Genomic DNA, 6,866 nt, shown 5'->3' with positions numbered 1-6,866 from the left:
GAAATTTATATGCTTTATTTACTAACATAGGTTGCACCTCACTTTGTTATAGGATATCTACAGTATACAAAAAAACGTAGGCTTACGCCTACTGACATTCATCTCCCACCTCCCGTTGGGCTAGCGCCCTTCACACCCTTGAGGAAGGAGTATTCCGTCAGAAAACGATAAAAAACATCTTATCATTAGAATTCAAATTTAACAGGTCTTAAAAAAAGTTCTTCTAATGTATCTTTTGCATCTTTACTTTCAAACAAAATCTCATATAAAGCGTTACTAATTGGAAGTTCAACATCATATTGTTTAGATAGTTCTTTCAATGCTTTTACTGTTGAAACTCCTTCTGCCAATTTTTCAAACTTTTGACCTAAGACAAACGCTTCTCCGAATTTTCGATTATGACTATGTAATGAGAACAATGTTGCCTCATAATCTCCTAAATGACTCAATCCATATATCGTTAAATTATTTCCTCCCATAGCTGTAACCAAACGTGAAAGTTCCCTGGTCCCTCTAGCCATTAGTGAACCTTTCAAACTGCTGTAATTCAATCCATCCAACATTCCTGCGGCGATTCCCATAACATTTTTTGTAGCAGCTCCTATTTCATTGCCAATCAAATCTTGTCCGTAGTAAAACCTTATTAAATCACTATTAAACTCTTGTACAATCTTCTTAGTGATACCAATATTCTCAGATCCAATCACCATACAATTCGGAATGTCATTCACAAAATCCTGTACATGCCCAGGTCCTACCCAAACAGCTATATTGGTATTTTTTCCAACGATTTCACCAAATACCCGAGAAAGCCTCTTTCCACTTGTTGCTTCAAGTCCTTTCATACATAAGATGAAGGTTTTTCCTTGTATTTCATTAATTAAGTTTAATTGATTCGCAAATGAACGTAATTCCTGTGCACTAATCGATATAATAATAATCTCCGCAAATGAAATTGCTTTATGTAGAGAATTACTTAGCTCGATATCTTCTGAGAGCTTAAGATAATCATTCTTTCTTGTTTCATTTAATTCAATGTAATTTCTTGAGTTTTCTCTCCCCCACAACATTACATTATGACCAACTTTGGTAGCATACCAAGCTATAAAAGTACCCCAACGTCCACAACCAAGAACTGAAATATTCAATAATCTCACCTTTGTCTTTATAAATTTTTTACTATGTTTTCCTTTACATGAATGGTTTTACTTATATTGTTCAATATTGGATAAACATTAACAAATCTCCTTCATCTTGTGCAACTAACCTGTTCATTAGTTGCACAAGATGAAGGAGATTCCATACAGCTCTAATTAACATAAGATGACATTATCAGTAGTCAACAATGGATAGAATTTTCGTTATGGGGGAATTTTGATTTTCTAGGTTGATGAGTATGTGGCGGTACCACATGCCCATCAACCTAACAAAAATAAACTACCTCAAAATGATAAAACTGAGCAACTCAGGCAAAAACCTTGCTTTGGGGTAATAGGCCCAGATCGTAAAAGGCTATTCCATCACATCTTCAAAGCGTAACTACAATAAGGACAAGCCAGTTTTGGCTTGTCCTTGTTCCATGCCGCCCGGCGAATTCAAACGGCAATCATACAAAGCCGCTATTCGCCCTAGATCTATCACCCCTGCCACAACGCAGGCTTTGTCACCATGAACCATAGCATCGCCATTAAAAGAACAATGTAAATCCAAACAGAACGCCGCAACAATTGAATCAAGGCGTCCTTGTCTTGGCCCGTTTCGCTGAATTTCCGAATGGTCGGCGAAAAGGCGCGGGCCAGGAAAAATAATGAACTCGCCATGAGAATAAGGGTCATCACTATCCAAGGGGTCTTCCAAGTCCAAGGGCCCGCCAGTACAAGCAGAACCCCGGATGCAACCAGCACATGCCCGGCATGCTTGGCCAACCTGACCGTAAATCGGAATACATCCAAATAAGCCTGCTGTGTTCGGGCCTCTGAAGCCCGCAGTTTTTTGATGAGCGGAAGCAATACAAAAAACGGGCCGATGGATAAGATTACACTGAAAATATGTACATACAGAAGCAGTCGATACAACATGTCCATCCTTATATCACATTAACCTTCGATGGGACGGAACTCATGAACCCAAACTCTCATATTTGGCAGCCACGGCATGCCAGGGTGAAGAGACAGGATAGATTGCTTATATTCCTCCACATTCGCATAGCCTTCTTGACGGGCATGCTCATCAGTCAATTCGCCAAGTGACTGCGAATAGACCTTCTCCACAACATACCGGTGACCTTGAAGCTCCATCACTTCCCCGACATCCGCATATCTCCCGTTGCGGCGAGTAGCCATTTTCTGTCCTGCAAGCACTTTTTCAATGTCCTCCTGAATCGTGATGAGACGTTCAATCGTACATGTTTTTGGAGGTAAAGCGTTCGTTTCATTTTGGTTTGTCATCTGGGGCACTCTCCTTTTTTCATTTAAGCATAAGCCTACTTTATCATATAAAAAAATCATTCTATATAGCAAGTTTCTACTTAATAGGGATAACAAACTTTCATACAATGCATAGTTGTCTACGAAAATTCAGTTCATTTTTTCATTTTGGAGAACAAGAGATTTCTTAAGTTGATGGGCATGGGGTACCGCCACACATCCATCAACTTAAGGATTTAGACTATTTTTGAAGTTAAAAGCACGTTACTATTTTCTTATGTTAATGAGAAAGGGTGACGTGCTTTTTATGAATATGCACCAAAAACAAGAGTTATCTTTATTTGCCGAAGAGTTATATCGATATATGTCTCCCGCTATACTTAATCAATTAGCTATAGAAGCAGGCAGAATGAAACGAAAACGCAAGTGCCACGGGCACCATTTCTTATCTTTGTGTGTATGGTTAAATCAACAAATCGCTACTACCTCTCTTACTCAACTTTGTAGTCAATTAGAAACTTCAACAGGAATTTTATTAAGTCCGGAGGGACTTAATCGACGATTTAATTCGGCTTCAGTAGCCTTCTTTCGCACTGTATGTACTACACTTCTACAAGCTAAAATTGGAGGATTATCTAAGATTTCTCATTTTATTTCTTCTTATTTTGAACGGATTCTCGTCCTTGATTCTACAACCTTCCAAGTTCCAGATCGATTCGCAACTACTTATCCTGGTGCCGGAGGATGTAGTCATACAGCTGGTGTGAAAATTCAACTAGAGTATGACTTGTTGAGTGGAACATTTTCTGATGTGGAAATTGAACCAGGAAAACGAAGTGATCAGGCATATAGTGCGACTCGAACAGGCATGGCACAAAAGAATGAACTATATATTCGTGACTTAGGATATTTTCGTCTACAAGACTTTAAGTCTATTCAAGATAAGCAAGGATATTATTTATCACGTCTTAAGTTACCAACTAAAATATATAGAAAAGAATTCGAAACAGTGGTATTTAAAACAAAACCCGCTCATTTGAGACCGGTATATATACAAATTCATTTGGAAGACATCATGAAACAATTACAACCTGGCCAAGTGTATGAATTACATGATGTATATGTAGGGAGTAAAGACAAACTGCCTACTCGCATTGTGGTTTATAGATGTACCGAGGAGCAAAAACAGAAACGTCTACGTGATCGAGCTATTCGCGAAAAGAAAAAAGGAATTACATATACAGAGCGTACAAAACTTTTACAAGATATTACGGTATATATGACAAACATTCCTACGGAATGGGTACCAAAAGAGAAAATTTATGATCTATATTCACTGCGTTGGCAAATTGAGCTGTTATTTAAAATATGGAAATCTTGGTTTCAAATTCATCGTTGTAAATCTATTAAACAAGAACGATTAGAATGTCACCTTTATGGGCAACTCATTAGTATTCTATTATGCTCTTCTACTATGTTTAAAATGCGAGAACTCCTGTTACGTAAGAAACAGAAAGAGCTAAGTGAATATAAAGCGATGTACATAATTAAGGATTATTTTTTACTTTTTTACCAAGCATTACACAAAAACACCCAAGAATTATCAAAGGTTCTCCTTCGTCTGTTTAACCTCCTACAGCACAACGGACGAAAATCTCATCGATATGAGAAAAAGACAGTCTTTGATATTTTGGGTGTTGTTTATGAGTATACCACTTCTACTCATCAGGTAGCATAGTAAAAAAATTGAAACCCGCCAGGGTTTATTTGATATGCCTACTTTTATAAAATCTATAAAAGATAATAAAAAACTATATGGAAAGACCGCATTTTGTATAAAAATATACCTTAAGTTAATGGATGTGGGGTACCGCCACATACCCGCAAAGCAGTGTATCAATTCGATAAATCCATGAAAGAAAAATTTTCAACATATTTCTTATAAGGCTTTTTAGTTAATCTTTTTTCATTCCTTTTACAAGGATATTTACTACTTCTTGGCGACTGAATTCAGGAGGAGGCGTTTGTCCATTACGAAGCATATCTCGTACCTTTGTTCCAGATAAGATGAGGTGGTCTTCTTTTCCATGAGGGCATGTTTTAGTGGATGCCATATTGCCACATTTTTTACAATAAAAACTATGCTCAAAACACATGATAGTAATCCCAAGTTCATCATGTGAAAACTGATTAAAGATTCGCTGTGCATCATAAGTTCCGTAATAGCTTCCTACCCCCGCATGGTCCCGCCCTACAATAAAATGTGTGCAGCCAAAATTTTTGCGGACAATAGCATGAAAAATTGCCTCTTTGGGCCCCGCATATCTCATCGACGCTGGAAATACAGCTAAAAAAACACGATCTTTTGGATAATATGAATGTAATAAAGCCTGATAACTTTCCATTCTTACATCTGCTGGTATGTCATCAGCTTTTGTTTCTCCCACCAGTGGGTTTAAAAATAAACCATCAACTGTTTCTAATGCACATTTTTGAATATATTCATGTGCGCGATGAACAGGATTTCTTGTTTGAAAACCAACAATCGTTTTCCAGCCCCTTATGAGGAATTCCTTTCTCGTTTGTTCAGGAGTTAAGTAAAATGTACCTGCATGCGCTTTTTTCTGGTGCTTAACGAGTGTGACGGGTCCCGATAGATAAACTTCTCCTCTTTCATACAGCTTTTTAACACCGGGATGAGCCACATCAGTTGTTTGATACACTTGTTCTGCTTCTCGTTCTTTATTAGGCATATACATTTCTTTAAGCTCTAATATTCCGTGAACTGTACCTCCATGAATCAGTTTAACAACATCCCCAACTTGAATTGAATTTGCTTGAATCTCACTTACGGGCAATGTGATCGGAATGCTCCAAACAAGACCATTTGACAATCTAGTGTTGAACAGAATGGATTCATAATCCTTTCTTCCCAGAAACCCTGTTAAAGGACTGTAGGCTCCATTTGCAATGAGCTCAAGATCTGATAGTGCAGTGGTATCAATTAAGACCTCTTTTTGCAATATTGAGTAGTCATAATCGAAATTGATCCGTTGGATTAGTTTCCCTCCATGGGGAATGTTCGTTAACAAAGCAATCACTCCTTTTTTCATTTAAGGATGAATTTAAATCAAGCACTACATCACTTTACAATCTGAACCTGATAAATTCCAACAGTTTTTTTGATGCCTCGTCCAATGAAAGGACAGATGTATCCAAGATCAGTTCTGGGTTCATTGGCTCTTCGTATGGCTGAGTTATACCTGTGAAGTTTTGTATTTCACCAGTTCTCGCCTTTTTGTAAAGTCCCTTTGGATCACGCAATTCACATTCCTCGAGTGTGCATTTTACATACACTTCAACAAATTCACCAGCCTCAAAAATGCTTCGTGCTACCTGTCTATCCTCATCAAAGGGTGAAATAATTGCCGCTATAACCACTACCCCCGCATCAACAAATAACTTCCCTACTTCTGCGGCTCTTCGAATATTTTCTTTGCGATCCTCGGTGTCAAATCCGAGATTTCTATTCACTCCGTGGCGCAAGTTGTCGCCATCTAGTAGATATGTCCTTACATCTTCAGTGTATAAAATGTTCTCAAGCAAATTGGCCAAGGTTGACTTTCCGGAGCCTGATAATCCGGTAAGCCAAATCATCATACTCCTGTGCTTATTTAGCGATTGTCTATCCCTTTTTGTAACAGTACTTTGATGCCAGACAATATGATTGTCTTGTCCATGATGTGTCATTTTCACTATCCTTTCAATCTAGATTACTACCTTAAGAATGTAGTGAATATTAATAGATTTTTAAAACTAGTTAAACTAGTAATGTTCCTTCCGACATATCATCATTCGGAAAGGGATAAGAAGGTGGAGAAAGAAATTCTTTAGTTAATCATCTGGTTTTTGATTGGGAGAATGTGTTTATTACGATTCGTATATAAATTAGAGGTGATACCAACATGATTATCGGGGATATTATCGGGAAATAATGGAATGAATATCTTAAACATCCTATAATAATCTGAAATGATCATCTGGTATATTATTTATGCGAATAAGGGAGGGGCTGTTTCGCAAACATTTACTGTTTACCCGTGAAACAGCCCCGTTGCATTATTGAATTAGTAAGTAAATCATTTTTTTCGTGTTTGTTTGTTTCTTCATTTACTATTCGTTTTCTGTTTCAGCTGCTTCTAGACCCTTTTCCTCTTTTCTAGCAGTACGTTTGCTTTCTCTTTCCTCTTTTCTAACAGTACGTTTGCTTTCTCTTTCCTCTTTTCTAGCAGTACGTTTGCTTTCTTTTTCCTCTTTTATAGTAGTACGTTGTTTTTCTTTCTCTTCATTTTTCACAGTTTCTTTGCTCAATTTTACCCCTTCTTTCATTTTTTTATTGCTTTCATTCTTTTTACTTTTTCATTTCTCCCCGATGTTTTC

7 protein-coding genes are annotated in these 6,866 nt (G+C 37.4%); 1 reads left to right on the top strand and 6 read right to left on the bottom strand.

Annotated features, from left to right (window positions below; genetic code table 11):
* Positions 1-185: 185 nt before the first annotated feature.
* The 3 genes from ACTFQM_RS24975 to ACTFQM_RS24965 all read right to left on the bottom strand — a co-directional run bounded on the left by ACTFQM_RS24975 (position 186) and on the right by ACTFQM_RS24965 (position 2,447).
* Positions 186-1,157: an NAD(P)H-dependent glycerol-3-phosphate dehydrogenase gene (locus tag ACTFQM_RS24975; RefSeq protein ID WP_440036722.1), complete on the bottom strand. Its 972-nt coding sequence runs from the start codon at positions 1,155-1,157 to the stop codon at positions 186-188.
* A 480-nt stretch (positions 1,158-1,637) separates the two neighbouring features.
* Positions 1,638-2,078, bottom strand: a complete 441-nt coding sequence (locus tag ACTFQM_RS24970) for a hypothetical protein (RefSeq protein WP_440036729.1) — start codon at positions 2,076-2,078, stop codon at positions 1,638-1,640.
* Positions 2,079-2,096: 18 nt separating this feature from the next.
* Positions 2,097-2,447, bottom strand: coding sequence for an ASCH domain-containing protein (locus tag ACTFQM_RS24965; RefSeq protein ID WP_002174967.1), 351 nt, complete (start codon positions 2,445-2,447; stop codon positions 2,097-2,099).
* A gap of 286 nt (positions 2,448-2,733) precedes the next feature.
* Here ACTFQM_RS24965 and ACTFQM_RS24960 point away from each other — a divergent pair, with 286 nt between their 5' ends.
* A complete protein-coding gene (locus tag ACTFQM_RS24960; protein ID WP_440036721.1) occupies positions 2,734-4,164 on the top strand; it encodes an IS4 family transposase in 1,431 nt (476 codons plus the stop codon).
* A 217-nt stretch (positions 4,165-4,381) separates the two neighbouring features.
* On the opposite strand, the gene sat is transcribed toward ACTFQM_RS24960, so the two are convergent.
* The 3 genes from sat to ACTFQM_RS24945 all read right to left on the bottom strand — a co-directional run bounded on the left by sat (position 4,382) and on the right by ACTFQM_RS24945 (position 6,797).
* Positions 4,382-5,518: a sulfate adenylyltransferase gene (sat, locus tag ACTFQM_RS24955; protein ID WP_440036719.1), complete on the bottom strand. Its 1,137-nt coding sequence runs from the start codon at positions 5,516-5,518 to the stop codon at positions 4,382-4,384.
* A gap of 55 nt (positions 5,519-5,573) precedes the next feature.
* Positions 5,574-6,176: an adenylyl-sulfate kinase gene (cysC, locus tag ACTFQM_RS24950; protein WP_440036717.1), complete on the bottom strand. Its 603-nt coding sequence runs from the start codon at positions 6,174-6,176 to the stop codon at positions 5,574-5,576.
* 423 nt (positions 6,177-6,599) lie between these two features.
* Positions 6,600-6,797, bottom strand: coding sequence for a hypothetical protein (locus ACTFQM_RS24945; RefSeq protein ID WP_440036716.1), 198 nt, complete (start codon positions 6,795-6,797; stop codon positions 6,600-6,602).
* Between the last annotated feature and the right edge of the window lie 69 nt (positions 6,798-6,866).

It is taken from the genome of Bacillus cereus group sp. MYBK30-2, assembly GCF_051915945.1.
Classification (GTDB): Bacteria; Bacillota; Bacilli; order Bacillales; family Bacillaceae_G; genus Bacillus_A; species Bacillus_A paramycoides.
The sequence above is the reverse complement of the archived record's forward strand: the minus strand, read 5'-3'. Positions and strand labels throughout refer to the sequence as shown.

Excerpts from the sequence above, each read along its gene's own strand:
- cysC (WP_440036717.1), bottom strand. The coding sequence starts at position 6,176 with ATGACACATCATGGACAAGACAATCATATTGTCTGGCATCAAAGTACT.
- ACTFQM_RS24970 (WP_440036729.1), bottom strand. The coding sequence starts at position 2,078 with ATGTTGTATCGACTGCTTCTGTATGTACATATTTTCAGTGTAATCTTA.
- ACTFQM_RS24965 (WP_002174967.1), bottom strand. The coding sequence starts at position 2,447 with ATGACAAACCAAAATGAAACGAACGCTTTACCTCCAAAAACATGTACG.
- ACTFQM_RS24960 (WP_440036721.1), top strand. The coding sequence starts at position 2,734 with ATGAATATGCACCAAAAACAAGAGTTATCTTTATTTGCCGAAGAGTTA.